We start from the raw sequence: 23010 nt of genomic DNA, 5'->3' as shown, positions 1-23010 counted from the left end.
AGGGCGCCGGCGTGCCATGGCCGGCGGCCGAGGGGCAGGTCAGACGGCGGCGCGCACGTCCCGGGCTCCCAGCCGCGCGGCGTCGGCGGTGCGGTCGTCGGGCATCCGCTGGGACTCCCGCTCCGCGGCGACCCGCGCCTCGTAGTGGGCCACCTCCCGCGCGGTGCGCTCGGCGTCCCAGCCGAGGACGCCGGCCATGAGCGCGGCCACCGCGGGCGCCGACCCCGTCCCGCGGTGCTCGGTGGTGATCGACACCCGCGTGCGCCGGGTGAGGACGTCGTCCAGGTGCAGCGCGCCCTCGGCGGTGACCGCGTGCACCACCTCCGCGGCCAGGTGCGCGGGCGCGCCGGGCAGCGGCCGGGCGAGCTCGGGGTCGGCCGCGGCCAGGGCCAGCACGGCGCCGACCTGGTCGCCGTGCCGCTGCAGCAGCCGGGCCACCGTGTCCTCGGGCAGGCCGGCCGCGGCGGCGAGGTCCGGGGCGGCGTCGCGCACCGCGGGCCAGCGGCGCGCCCCCACCAGCGGCAGGTGCGCGGTCCGCGACGGCGCCACCCCGGGCAGCCCGGCGGTGGCGGCGTCGACGGCGTCGGCGGCCATGACCCGGTAGGTCGTGTACTTGCCGCCGGCGACGAGCACCAGGCCCGGCGCCGGGGTGACGACCGCGTGCTCGCGGGACAGCCGGCTGGTCTGGTCGGCCTCTCCGGCCAGCAGCGGGCGCAGGCCGGCGTAGACGCCGACGATCCGGTCGGGGGTCAGCGGCCGCGCGAGCACCCGGTTGACCTGGCCGAGCAGGTAGGCGATGTCGGCGCTGCTCGCCGCGGGGTGGTCGCGGTCGAGCCGCCACGGGGTGTCGGTGGTGCCGACGATCCACTGCTCGCCCCACGGGATGACGAACAGCACGCTGGTCGGCGTCCGCAGGACCAGGCCGGGCCGCGTCCCGTCCGCGCCACCCCCGGCGGGGAGCTCGCCGCCGTCGATGGCGTCCCGGGGCACGACCAGGTGGACGCCCTTGCTGGCGCGCACCCGCAGGCTGGGCGCCGAGTCGCCGAGCATCTCCCCCACGTCGTCGCTCCACACGCCGGTGGCGGCGATGACGCTGCGCGCCCGGACGACGAACGACGAGCCGTCCGTCAGGTCCGCCACCCGGGCGCCGACGACCGGCGCGTCGGGCCCGTCGCCGTCGCGCACCAGGCCGGTGACCCGCGCCCCGGAGAGGGCGGCGGCGCCGTAGCCCGCCGCGGTGCGGACGACGGCCAGCGTGTGCCGGGCGTCGTCGACCTGCGCGTCCCAGTACCGGATGGCCCCGCGGATGGCGTCGCCGCGCAGTCCGGGGAACTCCGCGAGCGCGGCGCGGCGCGACAGGTGCCGGTGCCCGGGGATGCCCCGGTCGGCGGTCAGCGCCGCGCCCAGGACGTCGTAGAGCGCGACCCCGGCGCCGTAGTAGGCGCGCTGCCAGACCGGCGCGGTCAGCGGCAGCAGGAACGGCAGCGGCCGGACCAGGTGCGGCGCGATCGTGGAGACCAGCCGCGAGCGTTCCTGCAGCGCCTCGTGCACCAGCGGGAACGCCAGCTGCTCCAGGTAGCGCAGCCCGCCGTGGATGAGCTTGCTGGAGCGGCTGGAGGTGCCGGCGGCCCAGTCGCGGGCCTCCAGCAGCCCGACCGACAGGCCGCGGCTGGCGGCGTCCAGCGCCGCTCCCGCCCCGGTGACGCCACCGCCGACGACCAGGACGTCGACCACGCCCTCGGCCAGCCGGGCGCGGTCGGCCCGTCGCCGCTGCGGCGACAGCAGCGTCCGCCCGTCCGCTCCCCCACCGCGCGCGGGCTCGGTGCGGGCCCCGCCGGGCGAACCGGACTCGGGCGAGGGGGGCATGCGGAGAGTGTCCCCCTCAGTGCGCGGTGTCGTGCGCCGGTCGCCCGCGGTGGCGCAGCCGCTGGACCAGCAGCACGACCGCCACGACCACGGCACCGACCACCAGCCCGACCACGGCGCTGGCCAGGGTGTTGGCCAGCCAGCCGACGACGCCGCCGAGCGCGCCGGTCGCGTCGTGCGCGGCCTCCTCCAGGTGGTGGACGACGTCGTAGAGCGCGTGCCAGCCGAGGTCGTGGGTGCCCACCAGCAGGATGTGCCCGCCGACCCACAGCATCGCGGCGGTCCCGATCACCGCGAGCGCGGTGAGCAGCTTCGGCATGGCCTTGACCAGGCCGCGCCCGAAGCCGGCCACCCCGCCGCTGCCCCGCTCGGCGAGCCGCAGCCCGGCGTCGTCCATCTTCACGATCAGCCCGACGACGCCGTACACCAGCGCGGTGATCGCGATCGCGACGACGATCAGCGTCACGAACCGGGCCACGAACGGCTCGTCGGTCACCTCGTTCAGCGAGATGACCATGATCTCGGCCGAGAGGATGAAGTCGGTGCGCACGGCGCCGGCGACGATCGTGTTCTCGTCGGCCATCTCCGGCTCGTCGCCGCCGTGGCCGTGGCCGTGCCCGCTCACCTTCTCCCAGATCTTCTCGACGCCCTCGAAGCAGAGGTAGGCGCCGCCGACCATGAGCAGCGGGGTGAGCAGGCCGGGCAGGAACTGGCTGAGCAGCATGATCGCCGGGAGGATGAACAGCAGCTTGTTGCGCAACGACCCCTTGGCGATCCGCCAGACGATCGGGATCTCCCGCTCGGCTGCGAGCCCGCGCACGTACTGCGGCGTCACCGCCGTGTCGTCGACCACCACGCCGGCGGCCTTGGCGCTGGCCTTGGCGGCCGCCGCCCCGACGTCGTCGATCGAGGCCGCCGCGGCGCGGGCCAGCGTCGCGACGTCGTCCATCAGGGCTGCCAGTCCACCCGCCACGGGGGGTCCCTCCGCTCGCCCGGCACACGTCCGGGTGTGTCGTTCCTGATCCGTCGATGGTGGCCGGTGCGGGCGGTGCCCGCGACCGGGTGCTCAGCCGCGGAGCGCGCGCTCCTGGTCCAGCGCCAGCGCGAGGTACACGGAGCTGAGGTCGGCGACCGCCAGCTGCCGCGCCAGCCGGCACAGGCGGCCGTGGCGCTCGGGGTCGCCGTGCTCGGCCAGCCCGCTCACCGGGACCCCGGCCGTGGCGGCGGTCCGCAGCACCTCCTGCATGGCCTCCGACGCCGACCGGGGGTCGCGCTCCCCCTGGCCGTCGTGGTCACCGGCGTCGGTGTCCCGGATGGTGATCAGCCGCAGCCGGCGGCCGGTGTCCTCGGCGCGGTCGCGGAAGAAGTCGTCCTCGCCGTCGCGCCGGGCCAGCGGCCCGCCGAGCACCGCCCGGGCGGCGACCCGCTGGTCGGGCAGCCGGAAGGCGGCGACCGGCAGGCCGGCGAGGGTCTGCAGCTGGTCGGCGACCCGGGTCGCCGCGGCGCCGGCCAGCGGGCCCTCGGCGGCGATCACCGGCAGGGCGTCGAGGAGCTCGAGCGCCAGGGTCTTGGCCGGGTTGGCGAACGACTCCCGCGCCGGGCCGCACTCGCGGGCGACCTCGTCCAGGGCGTCGGCGACGGCGTCGAGGTCGGCCAGGTGCGGCGGGAGCAGGCCGAGGTCGGTGGCCAGGCGCAGCAGCGGGGTCAGCAGCGACCACAGCGTCGTGTGCTGGACCCGCGAGCGCGGCAGGGGCACGTACGGCGCCCGCGCGGTGGAGCAGGCCGCGCGCAGCGGGGCGTCGTCGGCGCCGATGCCGACCAGGGTGACGCCGCGCCGGGCGGCCTCGTAGGCCGGCGCCACGGCGTAGCGCCCGGCGCCGGTGCGGGTGGCGACGACGGCGATGTCGCTGGGGCCGGTCCACACGGGCAGGTCCGGCCCGGGGACGACGTCGACCGTGACCGGGCTGGCCGGACCGAGGAGGGCGCGCAGGACCGCCGCGGCGACCGCGCCCTCGCGGCGGGCGACGATGACCAGCCCGCGCGGGCGGCCCCCCTCGGCGGCCCGCGCGACCCCGGCCTCCTCGGTGAGCCGCGCGGTCTCCCGGACTTGCGCGCCGGCGCCGGCGACGGCGGGGAGCAGCCCCCGCGGGTCGCGGGCGCGCAGCACCTCCAGGTCGTCGAGGACCTCCTCGGCCAGCTCAGGCGAGGTCATGCGCCGGCGGTCCCCCGGGTCCGGGCCAGCTCCTCCGGGCCGCGGGTGCGGGCCTCGTCGAGCAGCAGCACCGGGATGCCGTCGCGGACCGGGAAGGCCCGGTCGCACGTGGTGCACAGCAGCTCGCCGGCGGCCTCGTCCACGGTCAGCGGGCTGTGGTGGGTGTCGGGGCAGGCGAGGATCTCCAGCAGCGCGGGGTCCAGGCCCAGCGGTCCCGTAACGGTCATGCGCGCACCATCTCCAGTACTCGGTCCCGTAGCCGTTCCATCGTGGCCGCGTCCGGCGCCTCGACGTTGAGCCGCAGGAGCGGCTCGGTGTTGCTGGCACGCAGGTTGAACCACGACCCGTCGGGCAGGTCGACGGTCAGCCCGTCGAGCTCGTCGATCGTGACCCCGTCGAGCTCCTCGTAGGCGGCGCGCACCTGCGCGGTGCGGGCCGCCGCGTCGTCCACCGTGGAGTTGATCTCCCCGGAGGCGGCGTAGCGGGCGTAGGCGGCGGTCAGCTCCGACAGCGGCCGGCTCTGCTCGCCGAGGGCGGCCAGCACGTGCATGGCGGCCAGCATGCCGGTGTCGGCGCGCCAGAAGTCGCGGAAGTAGTAGTGCGCCGAGTGCTCGCCGCCGAACACCGCGTCGGTCCGGGCCATCTCGGCCTTGATGAAGGAGTGCCCCACCCGGGTGCGCACCGGCTCGCCGCCGTGCTCGCGCACGATCTCCGGCACGGCGCGGGAGGTGATGAGGTTGTGGATGATCGTCGTCCCGTGGCCCTTGGCCAGCTCGCGGACGGCGACCAGCGCTGTGATGGCCGAGGGGCTCACCGGCTCGCCGCGCTCGTCGACGACGAACACCCGGTCGGCGTCGCCGTCGAAGGCCAGCCCGATGTCGGCGCCCTCGCGCACCACGGCGGCCTGCAGGTCGACGAGGTTGGCCGGGTCCAGCGGGTTCGCCTCGTGGTTGGGGAAGCTGCCGTCGAGCTCGAAGTACAGCGGGACGACGTCCAGCGGCAGGCCGTCGAGCACCACGGGGACGGTGTGCCCGCCCATCCCGTTGCCCGCGTCGACCACGACCCGCAGGCGGCGGATGCCGCAGAGGTCGACCAGCGAGCGCAGGTGCGCGGCGTACTCCGCCAGCAGGTCGCGTTGGGCGACCGTGGCCTGCCGGTCCGGCACCCGGTCGTAGCTGTCGCGCTCGGCCCACTCCCGGATGGTCGCCAGCCCCGACTCCTGGCCGATGGGGGCGGCGCCCGCGCGGCACATCTTGATGCCGTTGTACCGCGCCGGGTTGTGGCTGGCGGTGAACATCGCCCCCGGGACGCCGAGGGAGCCGGCGGCGAAGTAGAGGAGGTCGGTCGAGCCGAGGCCGGCCTCGACGACGTCGACCCCGCGGGACAGGGCCCCCTCGGCGAAGGCCCGCGACAGGGGCACCGACGTCTCGCGCATGTCGTGCGCGGTGACCACGGCGGTGGCGCCGCTGTCGGCGTGGACGAACTCGGCGAACGCGGCGCCGATGCGGCGGGCCGTGGCCTCGTCCCACTGGTCGGGCACGACCCCGCGGACGTCGTAGGCCTTGATGATCGAGCTCAGGTCCCTCACGCGCCGACTCGCCCCTCACCGGATCCGTGCGACGGCTCCCCGGCCGGCGCCCGTCGATCCTAGAAGGACCCTCCGGTCCTCCCCCGCCCGCAGGCTCGCGGCGGCCCAGCCGGACGGGCGTCGCCCGGGGCCGCGGCGGTCAGGAGAGGTCGGGGAGGACGCGCAGGTGACCGCGGCGCGTGCCGCGGCCGTCGTCGGCCGGGTCGCGGCGGGGCTCGGGCCGCGCGGCCTCGCGCACCGCGTCGGCCAGGGCGAGCAGGTCGTCGCCGGTGGGGCCGACGTCGTCGACGTCGATCTCGTGCCGGACGACCTCCCAGCCGCGCGGCACGGTCAGCCGCTCGGCGTGGAACTCGCAGAGGTCGTAGCTGTGCGGTTCCGAGAAGGTCGCCAACGGACCGACGACAGCGGTCGACTCGGCGTAGACGTAGGTCAGGGTCGCCGCTGCCGGTTGCGCGCAGCCGCTGCGCGAGCAGCGACGTGACTGCCTCACCACCGGTTCCTCACGGGGCTGAATGTAGACGCGCCGCCCCGGGGATGGGAGCAGGCGCACCGGGTTTTCACGGTGACGGGTGCAGGAGCCACATCCTGCACGATGCGCACCGCGGGCACCGCCCGCCACCGGACGCCGGCGGTCGTGCCCCGCGCGGGCGCGTCCTGCGGCCCGCCGCGTCGTACCCTTCTGCCGCCATGACCCGACCTCCCCGCCGTCCCACCCGGTCGCGCCGCGACCGGCACGGTCGAGGCCTGCGCGGGCGGCTGGTGCCGACCGAGGTGCCGCTGTCGCGCAGCCGCGCCGAGCAGTTCGACGACCTGGTGCTGGACGCCGTCGAGGACCTGGAGCGGCGCTGGGAGCGGGAGCTGGCCGGCGTCGAGTTCGCCGTCGAGGACGTGCCCTGGGTGGACCACACCAGCCCCGACGAGGTGGTGCTGGACGCCGACGTGCTCGAGGACGGCAGCGTGCCGCTGGCCCGGCTGCTGCCCGCCCACCGGGAGCACGGCCGGGAGGTGCCGGCGCGGATCGTCGTCTACCGCCGGCCGCTGGAGATCCGGGCGCACGACCGCGACGACCTGGCCGACCTGGTCCGCGACGTCGTCGTCGACCAGGTGGCGGTGCTGCTGGGGCGCGACCCGGAGGAGATCGACCCCACCTCCTGAGCGCCGGCCGGTCACCCGGCGGCGACCGGGCTGCCCAGCGCGGCGGCGCGTCGGCGGGCCTCGGCGAGGCGCGCCCGGGCGGCGGCGGGGTCGGGGCCCTCGGTCCGCCCGGCGCCGGTGACGCGACCGACGAGCTGCTCCAGCGCGACGGCGTGCCACAGCAGCCCGACGTCGGGGCCCTCCCAGCCGGCGGTGCGCTCCAGGACGACGTCGGCGATCTCGGCGCGGTCCTCCTCGCCGGGGGTGGTGGCCCACAGGGTGAGCAGGTCGCGGTGCCGGGGGGCGGCGCGGACACCGGTCCACTCGAGCACGACCAGCCCGCGGTCGGCGTCGAGGACGGCGTTGGCCGCGCAGAGGTCGCCGTGCGTCACCTCCGACAGCGGCAGCTGCGCGGCGGCCGCGCGGACCGCCCGGAGCTCGCCCAGGCCGATCCCGCCGCGCACCAGCCGCCCGGCGTCCTGCACGCTGCCCCGCAACCGGCGCAGGCCGCGACCGGCGGGCGGCTGCCACGGTTGCCCGGGCGGGGCCGGCAGGGGTGCGATCCGGACCGCGGCGTCGACGGCGGCCTCGGTCCAGCGCGGCCCCCCGGAGGGCACCGGGTGCAGCCGCCGGGACAGCAGCCACCTCCCGTCCTCGGCCGCGGCGAGCACCTCGGGGACGCCGATGCCGCGCTCATCGGCCCACCGCCGGCCGCGCAGCTCGGCGCGCAGCCGCTGCCGGCCGGTCTCGGTGACGGCCAGGTCCAGGACGCGGTCGGGCAGCACCCCGGTGACGGTGCCCAGCCGGACACCGTGATCGGCGACGGCCAGCGCACCGGTGTCGACGCCCAGTTCGGTGAGCAGTGCCGCGAGCCGATCGCGGAGCGCGCCGTCGGTGGCGCCGGACCCGTTCGCGGCCATGCGCGGATCGTCGCAGCCCGGCCGCCCCGCCGCACGCACGCCCGGTGCCGCCGGTCGTGCCTGCGATGCTGGGCGCGATGGACGCCGCCACCGTGCTCTGGGTCGCGCTCGCGGTCGTCCTGCTCGCCGGGGCCGGCCTGCTCGCCGCGCCCGGGGCCCGGCGGCGCCCCCGGCCGGCCGGCCCGCGGGCGGCGGGCCCCACCGGGCCGCCGCGTCCGCGCTTCCCGGACGACGACCTGCCGGGCTTCCGCGCCGCTCCGCCCGGCACGCCGGCCGCGGCGGTGCCGGCCGCGCGCCCCGCACCGGTCCGGTTGGCGCCCGCGGAGCCGGCCGGCGGCCCGTCGGTGCGGCGCGTGCTGACGGCGACGGCGGCCGCGGCGCTGGCGCTGGTGGCCGTGCTGGCGGTGCTCGCCGGCGTCGACCGGGACACCCGCCCCGGCTCGACGGCGTCCGGCCCCGACGCGTCCGGCGACAGCACGTCCGGCACCGCGCCGGCGTCCTGGCCGGTGCCGCCGTTGCCGCCGGTGCCGGGCAGCCCGGCGGCGGGCGAGGCGGGCGCGGGCGGCCTGGCCACGCTGTCGGTGCCGCTGGACGCCGGCGGCTGGGCCGCCCGGCTGGCGTTCGCGCCGCTGGTGCTCGAACCGCGGGCGGTCGGCGCCGTGGTCGCCGGCCCCGCGGTGAGCGTCACCCGCCGGTCCGACGGCACGGCGCTGGCCCACCTGCGGCTGCCCGCCTGGAACTGCCTGGCCGCGGCGGCGCCCGCCGACCCCGCCGCCGCCGGCTGCACGCCCCTGCCGGTGGAGTACGCGGACCTGCCCTCCCCCGCGCTGGGCACCGCGGTGACGGACGGGACCCTGCGCCTGACCGGACGCTTCCCGACCTACACGCGTCCGCGCGGCGGGCCGCCGGTCTACACCGGGCGCGTGTACGAGCTGACCGTGACCGTGGCGGCGAGCGGCCCGGTCCGAGGCGGGGACGAGGCCCCGGCCCGGGGCACGCTCGTCCTCGGCACCGACCGGGCCGAGTCGCTGCCCGACCCGCGGCTCAGCGCGGTGCGACGGGGCGGCTGAGCCAGCCGCCGGCCACCCGCACGGAGGTCGCCGGCGAGCCCATCTCCCCGCCCACGGCCGCGGGGTCCCCGGCGGCCACCCACGGCTGCCGCGCCGGGCCGTCGACCAGGGTCAGCAGCACCGCGCGGACGGCGTCGCCGTCGGCGGCCACCGCGACCTCCACCTGCCCGATGGCCGCGTGCAGCCGGGCGGTGGCGCGCAGGGCGCGGCGGGCGACCGGGTCGGGCAGCGCGGCCAGGACGGCGGGCAGCCGGCGCTCGACGTCCCGGGGGTCCCGGCTGCGGGCGACGGGCACGCCGAGGGCGTCCAGGCGGTCGACCAGCCGGCGGGTGCGGGTGGTGGCGAAGGCGGCGTCGGGCCGCAGCGCGCCGAGGGCCCGCGCGGTCGGGTCTCCCAGGGGCAACCCGGTGAGCGCCAGCGACCAGGGCGCACGCCGGCCGGTGGTCAGGCCGAGCACGCCGGCGGCCAGGGCGGCGGCCACCTCGTCGTCCCGGGCCGGCAGCCGGGACCAGGGGCCGCCGGGTGGGACGACGCCGACGCCGTCCCCCAGCAGCGTCAGCGCCCGGCCCGCGCCGCACCGGCGGGCGGTGAGCAGCGCGAGCCCCGCGGGCCGGGCGGCCGGGTCGTCCTCGACCACGACGGCGACCGGGCGGCCGCTCCCGGTGTTCAGGACGGCGGTGAGCCAGGGGGCGCGGGCGGGGACCGGGACCCGCAGGCGGCCCAGCAGCGGGGCGGCGGCGCGCAGCTCGCGGACGACGCGCTCGCGCCCGCTCACCACCCGCGTCCGCACGGCCCCATACGACCACAGCCGCCGATGCGGATCGCATCGACGGCTGTGTGGTCGGTCCCGGCTCCGGGACCCGGCGCCGGGTCTCACATGGCGCGGCGACGCAGCCGACGGCGCTCCCGCTCCGACAGGCCACCCCAGATGCCGAACCGCTCGTCGTTGGCCAGCGCGTACTCCAGGCACTGCGCCTTGACCTCGCAGCCGGTGCAGATCTTCTTCGCCTCGCGCGTGGAGCCGCCCTTCTCGGGGAAGAACGCCTCCGGGTCGGTCTCGGCGCACAGCGCCTGCTCCTGCCACGACTGGGCGTCGTCCTCGCCCAGCCCGAGGAGGCTGCCGAAGACGGGGGTCGAGGCGACCGTGCCCCGGTCGGCCGACCGCTCCGACGCGCTGACGTAGTCGCTCAACCACGACACCTCTGCCATGACGATGCGTCCCCTCTCGCTCTCGTCCCCGACGCGATCCGCGGGACGTTCCCGGGGCTCAGCGGTCGGTGACACCGCGGGAATTACACGCGTGTCGTTGGGTGACCGTCAACTTCGCATGGTGTAACCAAGTGACCACAGGAGCCCCACCTGTCACAGATCCTTCGTCAGTTCTCGTCCCGCGGCGCGACACGCCGGGCGAACAGTCGACAACTGCCCATGGGGCACGATGACTTTCGTGGAGATCGTCGTTCTCGCCGGCGGCATCGGTGGCGCCCGTTTCCTGACCGGCCTCAAGGACGCCGCGCCCGGCGCCCGGGTCACCGCGGTGGTCAACACCGGGGACGACGTGACCCTGCACGGCATGCGCATCTGCCCCGACCTCGACTCGGTCATGTACACCCTCGGCGGGGCCATCGACCCCGAGCGGGGCTGGGGCCTGGCCGGGGAGAGCTGGCGGGTCAAGGAGGAGCTGGCCGCGTACGGGGCCGAGCCGACCTGGTTCGGCCTGGGCGACCGGGACCTGGCGACCCACCTGATCCGCACCCGGATGCTCGACGCCGGCTACCCGCTCTCCCAGGTGACCGCGGCCCTGGCCGAGCGCTGGCAGCCGGGAGTCGAGCTGCTGCCGATGAGCGACCAGCGGGTGGAGACCCACGTCGTGGTGACCGACCCCGACTCGGGGCGCCCGGCGGCGATCCACTTCCAGGAGTGGTGGGTACGCCACCGCGCGGAGCTGCCCGCCTCGCAGTTCGTGCAGGTCGGGGTGGACGCCGCCCGCCCGGCCCCTGGGGTGACCGAGGCCCTCGCGCGCGCCGACGCGGTCCTGCTGGCCCCGTCCAACCCGGTCGTCTCGATCGGCACCGTGCTCGGCGTCCCCGGGCTCCGCGAGGCGCTGCTGGCCACCCCCGGGAAGGTCGTCGGGGTCTCCCCCATCGTCGGCGGCGGCCCGGTGCGCGGCATGGCCGACCGGTGCCTTCCGGTGCTCGGCGTCGAGGTCAGCGCCGAGGGCGTGGGTTGCCACTACGGCGCGCGGTCCGGCGGCGGGCTGCTCGACGCGTGGCTGGTCGCCCCCGGCGACGCGGCCGACGTGCCCGGTGTCGACGTCCGGCAGGTGCCGCTGCTGATGACCGACCCGGGGGCGACCGCCGCGCTGGCCCGCGCCGCCCTGGACGCCGCCGGTGTCTGAGGAAGAGCCCCGTCCTCCCCACCCCTCGCACGCTCGGGGCCGGCCCCTGGACGGGGCCGCCAGCTCGAGGACCGAGCCACCGTCCGGCTTGTCGGTCCACCCGGTGCCCGGGTTGCCGGAGTTCGCGCCGGGCGACGACCTGGCCGCCGCGATCGCCGCCGCCGCGCCCTGGCTCGCCGACGGCGACGTCCTCGTCGTCACCTCCAAGGTCGTGGCCAAGGTCGAGGGCCGGCTGGTGCCCGTGGCCCCCGGCGAGGACCGCGAGGCGGCCCGGCAGCGCGCGATCGACGGCGAGACCGTGCGGGTGGTCGCCCGCCGCGGCCCGCTGCGGATCGTGGAGACGCGGCACGGCTGGGTCGTCGCCGCCGCCGGCATCGACGCCAGCAACGTGCCCGGCGACTCGCTGGTGCTGCTCCCCGAGGACGCCGACGCCTCGGCCCGCCGGCTGCGGTCGCGGCTGGCGCAGCTCGCCGGCGTCGACGTGGCCGTCGTGGTCAGCGACACCTTCGGGCGCACCTGGCGGGAGGGGCTGACCGACGTCGCCGTGGGTGCGGCCGGCATCGCGGCCCTGACCGACCTGCGCGGCGCCGAGGACGCGCACGGCAACCGGCTGGAGACCACACAGGTGGCCGTCGTCGACGAGCTGGCCGCCGCCGCGGACCTGGTGAAGGGCAAGCTCGCCGGCCTGCCGGTCGCCGTCGTCCGGGGGTGGCCGGCGGACCGGCCGGCCGAGGACACCGGGACCCGCCCCCTGGTGCGGCTGGGCCCCGGGGACCTGTTCCGGTACGGCACCCGCGACGTCGTCGCCACGCGGGCACCCGCCGACGACGTCCTGCCGCGGCCCGGCGAGCTCGACGCCGTCGCCGAGGCGTTCCGGGTCGCGGTCGCCGCGCTGCCGGAGTTCCCCGTGGTCCTGCGCTACGGCGGCGAGGGCGACGGCGTGGTCGACGTCCACCTCCCCGAGCGGGCCACGGTGACCACGGCGCTCAACCTGGGCGCGGTGCTGGGCGCGGTCGTCGTCCAGCTGCACGCCGAGGGCTGGGCCACCCGCTGGGAGCCGGTCGGCACCCCGGGTGGCACCTCACTCGTCGGGAGGTTGTGGGTGGGCGCGGGCCCTCTCTGACCAGCGGGGATGGGTAGCGTGCCCGGCATGCGCGGGATCATCCTGGCTGGGGGGACCGGCAGTCGCCTCTTCCCCATCACCCAGGCCGTCAGCAAGCAGCTGATGCCGGTCTACGACAAGCCGATGGTCTACTACCCGCTCTCGACGCTGATGATGGCCGGCGTCCGCGAGGTGCTGATGATCACGACCGCCGGCGACCAGGCGGCGTTCCGGTCGCTGCTGGGCGACGGGAGCCGCCTGGGGATGCGCATCGAGTACGCCGTCCAGGAGCGGCCCGAGGGGCTGGCGCAGGCCTTCCTCATCGGCGCGGACTTCGTCGGCGACCAGCCGGTCGCCCTCGTCCTGGGCGACAACATCTTCTACGGCGCGGGCCTGGGCACCGCCCTGGGCCGGCTACCCGCCCCCGAGGGCGGCCACGTGTTCGCCTACCACGTCGCCAACCCGCAGGACTACGGCGTCGTGGAGTTCGACGACGCCGGCCGGGTGCTCTCCATCGAGGAGAAGCCGACAGCCCCGAAGAGCTCCTACGCCGTGCCGGGCCTCTACTTCTACGACTCCTCGGTCGTCGAGGTCGCCCGCGGCATCACGCCCAGCGCCCGCGGCGAGCTGGAGATCACCGCCGTCAACGAGCACTACCTGCGCGCGGGCAGCCTGACCGTCACCGTGCTGGACCGCGGCACGGCGTGGCTGGACACCGGCACGTTCGCCTCGCTGCGGCAGGCGACGGAGTTCGTCTCCGTGGTCGAGGAGCGCCAGGGCCTCAAGATCGGCTGCATCGAGGAGGTCGCCTGGCGGCAGGGCTGGCTGACCGACACCGAGCTGCAGGCCATCGCCGAGCCGCTGGCCAAGAGCGGCTACGGCGCGTACCTGATGGGCCTGCTCGCCGGCCCGAGATGAGGGCGTGCAGCGGCCCCCTCGCTGGGGCCCGGCGCGAGCGGAGCGCGTGGCGGGGGGCGAGGAGGTCCTCCGTCAGATCCGGCGGTGGTCGGTCGGGGCGTTGCGCGGACCGAATCGCGGGGCCCGCGCCCGCCCGTTGACCAGCAGCAGGCGCACGACCCGGTGCCGCTGGCCGCGCCAGGGCTCGAGCAGCTCCATCATCGTGTCGTCGTCGGTCCGGGCGGCCCCGGTGAGCGCGAACCCGACCTGGTTCTTCAGGTGGTAGTCGCCGTAGCTGACGGTGTCGGGGCAGCCGAAGACCCGCTGCACCACCTCCGCCGCGGTCCACACCCCGATGCCCGGGACGGTCGTCAGCCGACGGCACAGGTCGGCCGCGTCCCGCGCCTCGGGCGGCTCCATCCGCGCCGCGACCGAGGTGACCGCCCGCAGGGCCCGGCGACGAGCGCCGTCCAGACCGCAGCGGTGCCACTCCCAGTCGGTCACGTCCAGCAGCCGCCGCGGGGACGGCGGCACCCGCATGCCCGCGGGAGCGGGCCCCGGCGCCGGCTCCCCCGCCAGCCGCAGCAGGGCGCGCCACACCCGGTGCGCCTCGATCGTGGTCACCTTCTGCTCCAGCACCGCCGGGACGAGGCAGTCCCAGGTCCGGCCGGTGCGGCCCAGCCGCAGCCAGGGCGTGCTCCGGTGCAGCCGGGACACGAGCGGGTGCCCGCCGCAGTCCAGCGCGGACGGGTCGTCCTCGGCCCCCAGCCAGCCCGGCACCCGGCTGCCCGCCCACTCCGCCCCGGGGCCCCAGGCCGTGATGCGGACCTCGCCGCCGGCCTGGGTGATCCGCACGGTCGCCGGCCCGCACGGGGTCGTGGTGACCCGCCAGGTGCCGTCCTGCTCGAAGCGCAGGGTCGGGTCGCCGGTGCCGCGCAGGTGCACCGCCAGGGTGCGGCGCAGCTCCAGCGGCCAGTCCGGCCGGAACGCGGACTCGAAGGCGGCCGGCGAGGCGGCCAGCGTGGGGGTGCTCAGGGCGTGCTCCGGGGTGCAGGGGAAGCGGTGCTCGCCTCGCCGGGGGTGGCGCGGGAGGTCAGCGGGGCGCCATCCGCAGGGCGCCGTCCATGCGGATGACCTCGCCGTTGAGGTACCCGTGCTCGACGATGGCCAGGGCCAGCCGGGCGAAGTCGTCGGGCCGGCCCAGCCGCTTCGGGAACGGGATGCCGGCCGCCAGCGCCGCCCGGGCCTCCTCGGGGAGGCCGCCCAGCAGCGGCGTGTCGACCAGCCCGGGGGCGATCGTGCAGACCCGGACGCCGACGCTGGCCAGGTCCCGCGCCACCGGCAGGGTCATCCCCACGATCCCACCCTTGGAGGCGGCGTAGGCGGCCTGGCCGATCTGGCCGTCGTAGGCGGCGATCGACGCGGTGTTGACGACGACGCCGCGCTCGCCGTCCTCCCCCGGCTCGGTGCGCGCCATCGCGGCGGCGGCCAGCCGGAGCACGTTGAAGGTGCCGACCAGGTTGACCATCACGGTCCGGGTGAACTGCGGCAGCCCGTGCGGGGAGCCGTCCCGGTTGACGGTGCGCTCGCCCCAGCCGATGCCGGCGCAGTTGACGGCCACGCGCAGCGGGCGGTCCTTGCCGGTGGCCTCGGCGATCGCCGCCTCGACGCTCGCCTCGTCGGTCACGTCCGTGCGGACGAACGTCGTGTGCCCGCCCAGCTCGGCTGCCAGGGCGCGGCCGGCGTCCTCGTTCAGGTCCAGGACCGTCACCGCCGCACCGCGCGCGGCCAGCGCCCTGACGGTGGCGGCACCGAGGCCCGAGGCCCCTCCGGACACGACGGCGGCGACCTCGAAGCTCTGCATGCCCCCGAGGCTATCCACCACTCGGCTGTCGACATGTCGACACGTCGGGGGCGGCTCAGCTGAAGCGGCCCGCGTACCGCGCCTCGACCTCGGCCAGCAGCTGCTTGACCCGCTCGGCATCGCCCACCGGGCACACCATCGTCACGTCGGCGGTGTGCACCACCACGCTGTCGCGGACCCCGACCAGGGCCACCAGGTGGTCCGGGTCGTCGCTGAACACGATGTTGCCCGCCGCGTCGAGGGTGACGGCCAGCCCGCGGACGGCGTTGGCGTCCACGGTCTCCAGCGTCTGCGCCAGGGCCGGCCACGAGCCGACGTCGAGCCAGTCGACGTCGAGGTCGGCGACCAGCACTCGGCCCGGCTCACGCGCGGCGGGCTCGAGGACGGCGTAGTCGACGCTGATCCGCGGCAGGGTCGGGAACACCTCGGCGAGGACGGCGTCGCGCTGCGGGCCGGCGGGCGCGGCCACGACGCGGGCCAGCCCCTCGGCGCTCTCGCTCAGGTGCTCGGCCAGGGCGTCGAGCACCGTGCGCGCCCGCCACACGAACATGCCCGAGTTCCACAGGTACTCGCCGGACGCCAGGTAGCCCTCGGCGGTGGCCCGGTCCGGCTTCTCCACGAAAGCCGCGGCCTCGGCGACGCCGGGCACCTCGGTCGGGCCGCCGCGGCGGACGTAGCCGAACCCGGTGGCCGGCGCGGTGGGCCGGATGCCGAGGGTCACCAGCGAGCGCGGGCGGGCGGCGAGTGCGTCGTAGGCGGTGCCCAGCGCCGCGGCGAACCGCTCCACCGGTCGGATGACGTGATCGGCGCTGACCACGGCCAGCTCCGCGTCGGGGTCGGTGTCGGCGACCAGCGCCGCGGTGAGCCCGACGGCGTTGGCGGTGTCGCGGGCCACCGGCTCGAGGACCAGCCGGTCGGCGCGCAGCCGGGGCAGCGCCGCGCGCACCTGCTCGCCGTAGCGGGCGGCGGTGCACACCCAGATCCGGTCGGCGGGCAGCACCGCCTCCAGCCGGGTGAACGCCTCAGCCAGCAGGCTGTGCGCGCCACCGCCGTCGCCGTCGGCGATGACGTCGAGCAGCTGCTTGGGTCGCTGCGCACGCGACAGCGGCCACAGCCGCGTCCCCGAGCCGCCGGCCATGACGACCGCGTGCCTCACCGGCCCGTCCCACCCCGTCGTGCCAGCTTGGCCGCGCCCGGCACGCGACGGACCACGTCGTCGGCCCGGCGCTGGAACGAGGCGCCGGCGGCGACCCGGTCGCTGACGTAGGACACGAGCATCCGGGCGCCCAGGCCGGCCCGGAACGCCGCCCGCAACGGGGCGTTGCGAGGGCCCGGGTGCTGGTGGGAGAGGTAACGCAGCGCGCTGGTGTGGTGCACCCGGGCCATGCGATGCGGCTCGCGCCCGGTGGCGTGCCCGCCCTCGTGGACGACGACCGCGCTGGGCGCGTAGACGTGCAGCCAACCGCGCCGCCCGAGCCGCTCGGCCAGGTCGACGTCCTCGAAGTACATGAAGTAGCCGGGGTCGAAGCCGCCGATCGAGTGGAAGGCGGCGACGTCCACCAGCAGGCAGGACCCCGACAGCCAGCCGGCCGGGCGCTCGCGCGGCTCCTCCCGCTCCCGCCGGTAGCGCGCCGTCCACGGGTTGGCCGGCCACACCCAGCCCAGGGTGGCGTGACCGATGCCGGTCGACAGCCGGGGCAGGTCGCGGGCGGAGGGGTACAGCTCCCCCTCCGGCGTCCGGATGGCCGGGCCGACCGTCGCCGCGCGCGGCCACCGGGCCGCCACGGCCAGCAACTCGTCCACCGACCCCGGTTCGAACCGGACGTCGGGATTGGCCACCAGGGCCCAGCCGTCGGTCAGGCCGGCCATGCCCGCGTTGACCGCGGCGCCGTACCCGACGTTGCCGCCGGTCCGCAGCAGCCGGACGTTGCCGTGCCGCGCCGCCGCGGCCTCGGGGGCGCCGTCGGTCGACCCGTTGTCCGCGAGCACCACCTCGACCGGCCTGGTGGTGGCGAGTGCCAGCGAGTCGACGAAGCCCTCGAGAGCACCGCCCGGCGAGTAGGTGACGGCGACGACACGCAGGGCCTCGCGGCCGGTCGCGGGAGCCACGGTCGCACTGTAACGAGCCGCGGTCCAGCACTCTCCGGCGGTGCTCGCTGCGACTGCTGGGACGAAAGGGACGGATCCGTCACGCATCCTCGCGGCGCTCCGAGGAGCGCACCGGCGCGCCGGTATCGTCGCCAGGCGTGACCGACACCAAGCCCGACCTCGTCGTCGTGGGCTCCGGCTTCTTCGGCCTCACCGTCGCCGAGCGGGTGGCCAGCCAGCTGGACAGGCGCGTGCTGGTCATCGACCGCCGCGACCACCTCGGGGGCAACGCGTACTCCGAGCCCGAGCCCGAGACCGGCATCGAGATCCACCGGTATGGCGCCCACCTCTTCCACACCTCGAACGAGCGGGTCTGGGCCTACGTCAACCAGTTCACCCGCTTCACCGGGTACCGGCACAAGGTCTTCACCACCTACTCCGGCCAGACCTACTCGTTCCCCATGAACCTGCTCACCCTGTGCCAGTTCTTCGGCCGCAGCTTCACCCCGGACGAGGCCCGCGCGCTGGTCGCGGAGCAGGCCGCCGAGATCGACACCGCGAACGTCGGCAACCTCGAGGAGAAGGCGATCTCGCTGATCGGCCGCCCCCTCTACGAGGCCTTCGTGCGCGGGTACACGAAGAAGCAGTGGCAGACCGACCCCAAGGAACTGCCGGCCGCCGTGATCGCGCGGCTACCCGTGCGGTACACGTTCGACAACGGCTACTTCAACGACACCCACGAGGGTCTGCCCGTCGACGGGTACACCGCCTGGCTGACCCGGATGGCCGACCACCCGAACATCGAGGTGCGGCTGTCCACCGACTACTTCGACGTCCGCGACCAGCTGCCGCGGGACGTGCCGACCGTCTTCACCGGTCCGATCGACAAGTACTTCGGCTACCAGGCCGGTGAGCTGGGCTGGCGCACGCTGGACTTCGAGACCGAGGTCCTGCCCGTCCCCGACTTCCAGGGCACATCGGTGATGAACTACGCCGACGAGGACGTCCCCTACACCCGGATCCACGAGTTCCGGCACTTCCACCCCGAGCGGGACTACCCGACCGACAAGACGGTCGTGGTCCGTGAGTACTCGCGGTTCGCGGAGACCGGCGACGAGCCGTACTACCCGATCAACACCCCCGAGGACCGCGTCAAGCTCGAGCGCTACCGCGAGCTCGCCAGGCAGGAGGCCGCGGAGAGGCGTGTCCTGTTCGGTGGGCGGCTGGGGACCTACAAGTACCTGGACATGCACATGGCCATCGGGTCGGCCCTGAGCATGTTCGACAACCGCATCCGTCCCTTCTTCGAGCAGGGCTCGACACTCGACGGCCGTCTGGAGGACTGATGAGGCGCACCCCCACACCCCCGGCCGCCGTCGTGCCGCTCCCGGAGGGCGGAGCGTGACCAGCACCACTGGCGTGTACGAGCTCCTCGAGAAGGCGGACTGGCACTCCGACCTGTCGCCGCGCGAGTCGCGGCTCCTCGACGGCGCCCTCGCCTACCACACGCTCATCCGTCCCGGTCAGCGCGTACGTCTCACGGTGCTGCGGACCTCGGGCCCGCACCTGCCCTCGCTGACCGACCTGGCGACCAGTCGCATCGAGTGGCCCGAGGACCGCACCGTCGTGGGCGTCGTCGAGGCCCAGGCGAGCAGCACCGCCCCCTCCGCCGCCGGACCGGTGGACGTCGTGGTGGACCTCGGCGGACCGCCGAGCTCGCTGATGCGGCAGGACCGTCCACCGGGTCGTCTGCACGACGCCCGGATCGCCGTCCGCGACCGGCTCCCCGTGGTGTACGACGCCCTCCGGCAGCACCGGACCGATCGGCTGGAGAACCGTCGGCTCTCCCGGCCGGTCCCCCGCGTCCGCCGGTCGCAGCCGCGATCCGCGACGTCGGCGAGCGGGCGACCGAAGGCCGTCCTCTTCGGCCTGCACTGGCTCGAACTCGGTGGCGCGGAGCGCTGGGCGGCCGAGACGATCATGATGGCGCGCGACGCCGGCCTCGTCCCGATCGTGCTGACCGACCGGCCATCGGCGCACCCGGACATCGCGCGCGCCGCGTTCGACGGCGCCCTGGTCATCCCCCTGACGCACCCCATGACCGGAGAGCAGGACTCCCGCCTGCTCAGCGAGCTCTTCACCCGGTACGACGTCCGGGGCGTCCACGTGCACCACTGCGCCTGGCTGTACAACCGGCTGCCGTGGATCCGCGCCCAGTACCCCGACGCCGAGATGGTGGACTCCCTCCACGTGCTGGAGTGGCGGACCGGTGGTTTCGTCGACATCGCGCTGCGGATGTCGGACGTCATGGACGAGCACCACGTCATCTCCCCGCAACTGCGCGACTACCTCGTGGACCGCCAGGGCCTGCCGCGGGAGAAGGTGAGTCTCGCGACCCTGGCCGACCTCACCGTGGACCCGGCCGGCCGGCGGGCGGATCACGCCCCCGAGCGCGACCCGCGCGAGCCGCTCACCGTGGCCTTCGTCGGTCGGTTCGCGCAGCAGAAGCGGCCGTACCTGTTCCTCCGCCTGGCCGCGCGGTTGCGGGAACGGCTGGGAGACCGCGTCCGGTTCGTCATGCACGGCGACGGCGAGCTCGCCGACACGGTCCGCGCCGGGCACGCCCGCCTCGGGCTGTCGGGCGCCGTGGAACTGCGGGGCATCGACCGCCCGGTCTCGCAGACGCTGGCCGAGGCCGACGTGCTCGTGATCAGCTCCGACAACGAGGGCATCACGCTCACCTCCTTCGAGGCCGACGCACACCGCGTCCTCGTGGTGAGCGCCGACGTCGGCTCACAGGCATCCGTCGTGCCGCAGGACCTGCTGCTGCCCCGACCGCCTCTGGCGTTCCTGCGCGAGGCCGAGCGGGTGGTCACCCGACTGTGCGAGGACCCGGCCCTCCACGCACGACAACTCCGCCTCCAGCGAGCGCAGATCGACGCGTTCGCCGCTCTGCCCCGTGCCCGTGACTGGACGGCGGCGCTCTACGAAAGGTGGGCATCATGACGCTCGACGTGGCGGCGGTCATCGTGACGTACAACCGCGCCGACAAGCTCGGCAAGGTCATCGAGCACGTGCTCGCCCAGGACCGGCCTGCCGACCAGGTGATCATCGTCGACAACGCGTCGACCGACGCGACCGCGGAGGTGCTGGCCGCGTACGAGGGCCGGCCCACGGTCCACATCGAACGGCTGCCGCAGAACACCGGCGGTGCCGGTGGGTTCGCCCACGGCATGGGCCTGGCCTATGAACGGGGAGCCGACTTCGTCTGGATCATGGACGACGACTGCTACGCCGACCCCGACGCGCTGCGGACCCTCCTCGACGGCCACCTGGCCGCCGAGGAGAGCATGGGCATCCGGCTGCCCTTCTCCTGCTCGGTCGTGCGCTGGAGCGACGGGGAGATCTGCGAGATGAACAACCCCGAGACGACCTGGGACTGGGGCAGGCTCCTCGTCCGGGGACAGCAGGCGGTCCTGGTGGGGGCCTGCTCGTTCGTCTCCGTGATGTTCCCGCGATGGGCGATCACGCAGTTCGGTCTGCCGCTCAGTGAGTACTTCATCTGGTTCGACGACCAGGAGTACACCCGGCGCATCACGGCGGCAGGACCAGGCGTCCAGGTCCTCAGCAGCACGGTTGTCCACGACCTCGGCGTGAACCGCGGCGTCAACTTCGCGGACGTGAACGACTCCAACATGTGGAAGTTCGAGTACGGGGTACGCAACGAGGCGTCGTACCGCTGGCACCACGAGGACCCGTTCGCCGCCCTGCGTTTCGCGCAACGGGTGTTCGCCGGCCTGCGCATGGGCAGGGTCCCCTGGCGGCTCCGTCGCCGCCTGGCAGCCAAGTGGCTCGAGGGAGTCCGTTTCGACCCGAAGCCGACCTTCCCGCGCACCGTCCTCTGACGGCCGTGCAGTCCCGAGGCGCCGGCACCCGTGCACGGGTGCCGGCGTCTCGGCACCCGTGCACGACGGCGAGGACCGCTGCTGCCACCGCGACGGGCTGATCGCGGTCGATGCTCCGCCCCCCTCCCGCCGGTGACGGCGGTCGCCGGATGCCGGACGACGTCGTCGACCGCCCGCGGCGCCGACGCCTGGTCGACGCCCGGCCGCCGCTCGGTACGACCGCGTCCTCCGCGTCCGCTCCTCGGGGTCCTCAGCGCGTCGGCGGCATCCCGAAACGCTCCCGGCGCCCGGCACGGGTCAGCGACAGCCAGGTCAGCAGTCCCCGGACATCGCGCCGGCTCAGGAAGAAGTAGCCGAACCGCAGCAGCTCGAGGGGGAAGAGCCAGCGCATGCCCGGCTGCGCCATCAGGTACCCGCGGTTGCGGTAGGTGAAGTAGCGCTTCGCCTCGTCCGGCGGGAACTGTGCGGAGAGCCGCCCGCCGAGGATGGGGACGAACTCGTCTCCCCCCTGGGGGTGGAGATACGTGGCGCGCATGGTGGTGCCGAACCGCAGGCCCGACCTGAGGAGCCGCCGATGGATCTCCGTCTCGTCACCACGGATGAAGAGCCGGAGGTCCGGCACTCCGACGGCTCGGAGAGCTCCGGCGCGGAAGAGGGCGCCGTTGAAGAGGCTCGCGTAGGAGGGCAGGAACTCGTCCGGCGCGAAGTCGTCGAGCGACGCGGACCAGTGCAGTCCCCGCCGGAGCGGGAACGCCAGGCGGCGCGCGTCTGCCTCGTCCACGACGGCCGGCGAGACCTCCGCGAGGTCCCTCGCCGACGCCTCGTCCAGGAGCGTCGCCAGGACGCCCTGGTCACCCGGACGACCGTCGTCGTCGGCGCACCAGATCCAGTCGGCCCCCAGGGACAGCGCCGTGAGCAACCCGAGTGCGAACCCTCCAGCACCGCCCAGGTTGGTCGCCGAGGGCAGGTACACGGTGCGGATCGCACAGTCGCGGACCACCGCCTCCGTGGCGGGATCTGCGCCGTTGTCGACGACCACGACGGTGTCGACGGGCCGGGTCTGCGCCTCGACCGCCCGGAGGCTGCGCCTCAGGGTCTCCGTCCTGTGCCGGGTGACGACGACCGCCACGACGAGGCCGTCGCCGGTCGGGGACCCCCTCCTCACGCCGCGCCGAACCCCTCGCCGACCGATGGCTCGGCGGACCGCGTCGTGTCCACCCATGCATCGGGCCCCTTGTAGGCGACGAGCACGTCCCGGAGCGAACCCTGCTGTCGCACGCGACCCTGCTCCATCCAGATCGCGCTCGTGCACAACTGGCGGAGGAACTCGTCCGAGTGCGAGGCGAAGACCAACAGGCCGGCCCGGTCCACCAGGTCGCGCAGCCGGTCACGGGCCTTCTCCAGGAAGGCGGCGTCGACGGCACCGATGCCCTCGTCGAGCAGCAGGATCTCGGGATCGATGCTCGTGACGACTCCCAGTGCCAGGCGCACACGCATACCCGTGGAGTACGTGCGCAGGGGCATGGAGAGGAAGTCACCGAGCTCTGTGAACTCCGCGATGTCGTCGACCCGGGTCTCCATCTCCTTGCGCGACATGCCCAGGAAGAGACCGCGGACGATGATGTTCTCGTAGCCCGACACCTCCGGGTCCATGCCGACCCCGAGGTCGAAGACGGGCGCGACACGGCCCTGCACGGTCGCCGATCCCCGGGTGGGTTCGTAGATCCCGGCCAGCAGTCGGAGGAGGGTCGACTTGCCGGCGCCGTTGTGGCCGACCAACCCGACCCGGGCTCCGTGCGTCAGGTCGAGGGTGACGTCCCGCAGCGCCTGGATGACCGGCACCTTGGTGTCGCTGGAGATGTTCCCTCCGACGAGACCGAGCACCGTCTTCTTCAGCGACCTGCTCTTGGCGTCGAAGATGGGGAAGTCGACCGACGCATCATGCGTCGTGATGCTGACCACGAGA

General features: G+C 75.4%; 23 protein-coding genes. 8 read left to right on the top strand and 15 right to left on the bottom strand.

Going from position 1 to position 23010, the window contains the following annotated elements; translation table 11 throughout:
* Positions 1 to 39: 39 nt before the first annotated feature.
* The 6 genes from ACI781_RS12710 to ACI781_RS12685 all read right to left on the bottom strand — a co-directional run bounded on the left by ACI781_RS12710 (position 40) and on the right by ACI781_RS12685 (position 6156).
* The gene (locus ACI781_RS12710) at positions 40 to 1866 is read right to left on the bottom strand and encodes a glycerol-3-phosphate dehydrogenase/oxidase (protein WP_456566468.1); all 1827 of its coding nucleotides are present in this window, start codon (positions 1864 to 1866) and stop codon (positions 40 to 42) included.
* 16 nt (positions 1867 to 1882) lie between these two features.
* A complete protein-coding gene (locus ACI781_RS12705) occupies positions 1883 to 2839 on the bottom strand; it encodes a DUF808 domain-containing protein (RefSeq protein ID WP_456566467.1) in 957 nt (318 codons plus the stop codon).
* Between the two features lie 93 nt (positions 2840 to 2932).
* Positions 2933 to 4078 (bottom strand): SIS domain-containing protein, encoded by a 1146-nt coding sequence (locus ACI781_RS12700; protein ID WP_456566466.1) that lies wholly within the window; start codon positions 4076 to 4078, stop codon positions 2933 to 2935.
* Positions 4075 to 4305: a Trm112 family protein gene (locus tag ACI781_RS12695; RefSeq protein ID WP_456566465.1), complete on the bottom strand. Its 231-nt coding sequence runs from the start codon at positions 4303 to 4305 to the stop codon at positions 4075 to 4077. Before ACI781_RS12695 ends, ACI781_RS12700 begins: the two co-directional genes overlap by 4 nt.
* Complete coding sequence (locus ACI781_RS12690) at positions 4302 to 5666, bottom strand: phosphomannomutase/phosphoglucomutase (protein WP_456566464.1); 1365 nt, start codon at positions 5664 to 5666, stop codon at positions 4302 to 4304. Before ACI781_RS12690 ends, ACI781_RS12695 begins: the two co-directional genes overlap by 4 nt.
* A gap of 139 nt (positions 5667 to 5805) precedes the next feature.
* Positions 5806 to 6156, bottom strand: coding sequence for a DUF3499 domain-containing protein (locus tag ACI781_RS12685; protein ID WP_456566463.1), 351 nt, complete (start codon positions 6154 to 6156; stop codon positions 5806 to 5808).
* 197 nt (positions 6157 to 6353) lie between these two features.
* Here ACI781_RS12685 and ACI781_RS12680 point away from each other — a divergent pair, with 197 nt between their 5' ends.
* Entirely contained in the window at positions 6354 to 6821 is a 468-nt protein-coding gene (locus tag ACI781_RS12680; protein ID WP_456566462.1) for a metallopeptidase family protein, read from the top strand.
* 11 nt (positions 6822 to 6832) lie between these two features.
* Here the strand turns inward: ACI781_RS12680 and ACI781_RS12675 are convergent, their stop codons facing one another.
* Positions 6833 to 7720: a hypothetical protein gene (locus ACI781_RS12675; protein ID WP_456566461.1), complete on the bottom strand. Its 888-nt coding sequence runs from the start codon at positions 7718 to 7720 to the stop codon at positions 6833 to 6835.
* 77 nt (positions 7721 to 7797) lie between these two features.
* Here ACI781_RS12675 and ACI781_RS12670 point away from each other — a divergent pair, with 77 nt between their 5' ends.
* Positions 7798 to 8790 (top strand): hypothetical protein, encoded by a 993-nt coding sequence (locus ACI781_RS12670; protein WP_456566460.1) that lies wholly within the window; start codon positions 7798 to 7800, stop codon positions 8788 to 8790.
* Here ACI781_RS12670 and ACI781_RS12665 read toward each other — a convergent pair.
* Positions 8765 to 9565, bottom strand: a complete 801-nt coding sequence (locus tag ACI781_RS12665; RefSeq protein WP_456566459.1) for a hypothetical protein — start codon at positions 9563 to 9565, stop codon at positions 8765 to 8767. The two genes, ACI781_RS12670 and ACI781_RS12665, sit on opposite strands and share 26 nt — an antisense overlap.
* 98 nt (positions 9566 to 9663) lie before the next feature.
* Positions 9664 to 9999, bottom strand: coding sequence for a WhiB family transcriptional regulator (locus ACI781_RS12660; protein WP_456566458.1), 336 nt, complete (start codon positions 9997 to 9999; stop codon positions 9664 to 9666).
* Between the two features lie 238 nt (positions 10000 to 10237).
* On the opposite strand from ACI781_RS12660, the gene cofD reads away from it, so the two are divergent.
* The 3 genes from cofD to rfbA are packed head-to-tail and all read left to right on the top strand — an operon-like array spanning position 10238 to position 13208.
* Positions 10238 to 11188, top strand: coding sequence for a 2-phospho-L-lactate transferase (gene cofD, locus ACI781_RS12655; protein ID WP_456566457.1), 951 nt, complete (start codon positions 10238 to 10240; stop codon positions 11186 to 11188).
* Positions 11189 to 11234: 46 nt separating this feature from the next.
* A complete protein-coding gene (locus ACI781_RS12650) occupies positions 11235 to 12311 on the top strand; it encodes a coenzyme F420-0:L-glutamate ligase (RefSeq protein WP_456566511.1) in 1077 nt (358 codons plus the stop codon).
* 27 nt (positions 12312 to 12338) lie between these two features.
* Complete coding sequence (rfbA, locus tag ACI781_RS12645; RefSeq protein ID WP_456566456.1) at positions 12339 to 13208, top strand: glucose-1-phosphate thymidylyltransferase RfbA; 870 nt, start codon at positions 12339 to 12341, stop codon at positions 13206 to 13208.
* 72 nt (positions 13209 to 13280) lie between these two features.
* Here rfbA and ACI781_RS12640 read toward each other — a convergent pair whose 3' ends face one another.
* From ACI781_RS12640 to ACI781_RS12625, 4 genes are all read right to left on the bottom strand, one after another.
* Entirely contained in the window at positions 13281 to 14132 is an 852-nt protein-coding gene (locus tag ACI781_RS12640) for a DNA-3-methyladenine glycosylase family protein (RefSeq protein WP_456566455.1), read from the bottom strand.
* 148 nt (positions 14133 to 14280) lie between these two features.
* Positions 14281 to 15051 (bottom strand): SDR family NAD(P)-dependent oxidoreductase, encoded by a 771-nt coding sequence (locus ACI781_RS12635; protein WP_456566454.1) that lies wholly within the window; start codon positions 15049 to 15051, stop codon positions 14281 to 14283.
* 55 nt (positions 15052 to 15106) lie between these two features.
* A complete protein-coding gene (locus ACI781_RS12630; protein ID WP_456566453.1) occupies positions 15107 to 16207 on the bottom strand; it encodes a mannose-1-phosphate guanylyltransferase in 1101 nt (366 codons plus the stop codon).
* Positions 16204 to 17160, bottom strand: coding sequence for a glycosyltransferase family 2 protein (locus tag ACI781_RS12625; RefSeq protein WP_456566452.1), 957 nt, complete (start codon positions 17158 to 17160; stop codon positions 16204 to 16206). Before ACI781_RS12625 ends, ACI781_RS12630 begins: the two co-directional genes overlap by 4 nt.
* Positions 17161 to 17297: 137 nt before the next feature.
* On the opposite strand from ACI781_RS12625, the gene glf reads away from it, so the two are divergent.
* The 3 genes from glf to ACI781_RS12610 are packed head-to-tail and all read left to right on the top strand — an operon-like array spanning position 17298 to position 21044.
* On the top strand, positions 17298 to 18485 hold the full coding sequence (gene glf / locus ACI781_RS12620; RefSeq protein ID WP_456566451.1) for a UDP-galactopyranose mutase: 1188 nt from the start codon (positions 17298 to 17300) through the stop codon (positions 18483 to 18485).
* A 55-nt stretch (positions 18486 to 18540) separates the two neighbouring features.
* Positions 18541 to 20145: a glycosyltransferase gene (locus ACI781_RS12615; protein ID WP_456566450.1), complete on the top strand. Its 1605-nt coding sequence runs from the start codon at positions 18541 to 18543 to the stop codon at positions 20143 to 20145.
* Entirely contained in the window at positions 20142 to 21044 is a 903-nt protein-coding gene (locus tag ACI781_RS12610; RefSeq protein WP_456566449.1) for a glycosyltransferase family 2 protein, read from the top strand. Before ACI781_RS12615 ends, ACI781_RS12610 begins: the two co-directional genes overlap by 4 nt.
* Before the next feature lie 250 nt (positions 21045 to 21294).
* Here the strand turns inward: ACI781_RS12610 and glfT1 are convergent, their stop codons facing one another.
* Together glfT1 and wzt are read right to left on the bottom strand one after the other, a co-directional pair.
* Positions 21295 to 22209 (bottom strand): galactofuranosyltransferase GlfT1, encoded by a 915-nt coding sequence (gene glfT1, locus ACI781_RS12605; RefSeq protein WP_456566448.1) that lies wholly within the window; start codon positions 22207 to 22209, stop codon positions 21295 to 21297.
* Positions 22206 to 23006 carry a galactan export ABC transporter ATP-binding subunit Wzt/RfbE gene (wzt, locus tag ACI781_RS12600; protein WP_456566447.1) on the bottom strand — a complete coding sequence of 267 codons (801 nt, stop codon included), beginning with the start codon at positions 23004 to 23006 and terminating at the stop codon, positions 22206 to 22208. Before wzt ends, glfT1 begins: the two co-directional genes overlap by 4 nt.
* Positions 23007 to 23010: the final 4 nt, after the last annotated feature.

It is taken from the genome of Blastococcus sp. SYSU D00695 (assembly GCF_054050555.1).
Note: the sequence above shows the minus strand (reverse complement) of the source record. Positions and strands in the feature narration are given on the sequence as shown.

Excerpts from the sequence above, each read along its gene's own strand:
- ACI781_RS12710 (WP_456566468.1), bottom strand. The coding sequence starts at position 1,866 with ATGCCCCCCTCGCCCGAGTCCGGTTCGCCCGGCGGGGCCCGCACCGAG.
- ACI781_RS12700 (WP_456566466.1), bottom strand. The coding sequence starts at position 4,078 with ATGACCTCGCCTGAGCTGGCCGAGGAGGTCCTCGACGACCTGGAGGTG.
- ACI781_RS12695 (WP_456566465.1), bottom strand. The coding sequence starts at position 4,305 with ATGACCGTTACGGGACCGCTGGGCCTGGACCCCGCGCTGCTGGAGATC.
- ACI781_RS12680 (WP_456566462.1), top strand. The coding sequence starts at position 6,354 with ATGACCCGACCTCCCCGCCGTCCCACCCGGTCGCGCCGCGACCGGCAC.
- ACI781_RS12675 (WP_456566461.1), bottom strand. The coding sequence starts at position 7,720 with ATGGCCGCGAACGGGTCCGGCGCCACCGACGGCGCGCTCCGCGATCGG.
- ACI781_RS12670 (WP_456566460.1), top strand. The coding sequence starts at position 7,798 with ATGGACGCCGCCACCGTGCTCTGGGTCGCGCTCGCGGTCGTCCTGCTC.
- ACI781_RS12660 (WP_456566458.1), bottom strand. The coding sequence starts at position 9,999 with ATGGCAGAGGTGTCGTGGTTGAGCGACTACGTCAGCGCGTCGGAGCGG.
- rfbA (WP_456566456.1), top strand. The coding sequence starts at position 12,339 with ATGCGCGGGATCATCCTGGCTGGGGGGACCGGCAGTCGCCTCTTCCCC.
- ACI781_RS12635 (WP_456566454.1), bottom strand. The coding sequence starts at position 15,051 with ATGCAGAGCTTCGAGGTCGCCGCCGTCGTGTCCGGAGGGGCCTCGGGC.
- ACI781_RS12610 (WP_456566449.1), top strand. The coding sequence starts at position 20,142 with ATGACGCTCGACGTGGCGGCGGTCATCGTGACGTACAACCGCGCCGAC.